The sequence below is a fragment of the Belliella aquatica genome (assembly GCF_014637795.1).
Lineage (GTDB): Bacteria > Bacteroidota > Bacteroidia > Cytophagales > Cyclobacteriaceae > Belliella > Belliella aquatica.
Window position 1 is genome coordinate 1 of the sequence record NZ_BMFD01000049.1, and the last position, 1,578, is coordinate 1,578.

The following is a 1,578-nucleotide window of genomic DNA, read 5'->3' on the forward strand; positions in this document are numbered from 1 at the left end:
GTAAAGGAGCGAATCAGATAAATATACCGTACGCCCGGCGGGAGGGATTCCTTCTGCCGGGACGGTATTATCCAAAATCAGGAGCTAAAAAATAAGAGAAAATGAAAAAGAAATATATCATAGGCATGCTGATGGGTTTACTGATGCTCTCAGTACTACCGGGAGAGGCTCAACAGTTGCCACAGTTCAGCCAATACATTTTCAATGGACTGCATATCAATCCAGGTTATGCGGGATATAAGAATGAGGGCTATATTCAGACGACTTATAGAAGTCAGTGGGTTAATTTTCCAGGAGCACCAAGGACGATGTCCTTGACGGCAGATTTGAGTGCCAATGAGGGAAGAATGGGTTTTGGGGTTTCTTATGTGAGAGATAAGATAGGATTGACAGAGAGTAATCTGGCCATGTTAACCTATGCCTACCGGATCAACACTGGTGACAGAGGTAGGTTGTCCTTGGGCATCAGCGGGGGGATATCGGAGTATGCTTTCGATCCTTCGGACATCATCACGGTGAATCCGGATGATCCTACCTTGCCAGTGAGTCGGATAGCAGCTACGGCACCGAATATGAATACAGGAGTTTTTTACCATACGGACAGATTTTATGCAGGTTTTTCTGCCTACAACCTGATCGGCAGAAGGGCTTTATTGAGAGAGGATATTGCAGTAGCATTTCATGATTTTCATTATTACCTGACCTTCGGAGGGATGGTAGATTTGAGTGACAATGTGCAGTTGAAGCCATCCGTTTTGGTGAAGCATGTGAAGGGTTCTCCGACAAGCTATGATTTGAATGCGATGTTTTTGTTTATGGATAGGGTATGGCTTGGAGGTTCTTACAGGTCTAATGTAAGGGTTTTTGAAGACCAGCTTCAGGAGAATCTAAGCAAGCGCAATGCGGTTGCTTTGGTCATGGAATATTTTATTACGCCAGGCTTAAGACTAGGATATGCCTATGATTACAACTTGAATGCACTGAACAGCTACAGGAACGAGTCACACGAGATATCCTTAGGGGTATACCTGAGAAGTAAAAGAGAAATTGTTTACAATCCTAGATGGTTCTGATAATGAAAAAGCAATTAAAAAAGATCTTACTGGGTACGATGTTGGTACTGGTATCTGGCGGGCTTTTTGCCCAAAGAAATATGCTCAGATATGCGGATATAGAATATGATCTGAAGCGATTTGAGCATTCGGGATCACAGTATGCAGAGGCATTCAATATCAAGCAGACTTACTATGCTGCCAAGCGAGCAGCGGAGAGTTATACTTTTATCAGAAGTTATCAGAAAGCTTTTGAATGGTGGGGCAAGACGGTGAAGTTTGCTGAATCAGATAGAGAGGATTATTTGAACTATGCCAGAGCAGCCGTTCAGGCAGGGCAGTCCCTTACTGATCTAGGTATTACCCTGACTGAAGCGGAACGAAGCAAAGTGTATGGCGGAGAGAGCGTAGCCGAAGATGAGACGATAGCATTCCGAACAGTGGATAAGTATAACAGTGCGGGAACAGATTATGGTTTGCGTTCTGATAGGGAAGGTAGAAATTACTTTGTTTCTGACAGGAATCT

Annotated in this window: 1 protein-coding gene and 1 pseudogene; both read left to right on the forward strand. The window is 43.7% G+C overall.

Annotated features, from left to right (window positions below):
* Window positions 1-101: 101 nt before the first annotated feature.
* Window positions 102-1,073 carry a PorP/SprF family type IX secretion system membrane protein gene (locus IEV57_RS19210; RefSeq protein ID WP_188444654.1) on the forward strand — a complete coding sequence of 324 codons (972 nt, stop codon included), beginning with the start codon at window positions 102-104 and terminating at the stop codon, window positions 1,071-1,073.
* A 2-nt stretch (window positions 1,074-1,075) separates the two neighbouring features.
* A pseudogene (locus tag IEV57_RS19215) lies at window positions 1,076-1,578 on the forward strand (hypothetical protein); the annotation flags it as partial.

Coding starts and splice junctions, on each gene's coding strand:
- IEV57_RS19210 (WP_188444654.1), top strand. CDS start 102: ATGAAAAAGAAATATATCATAGGCATGCTGATGGGTTTACTGATGCTC.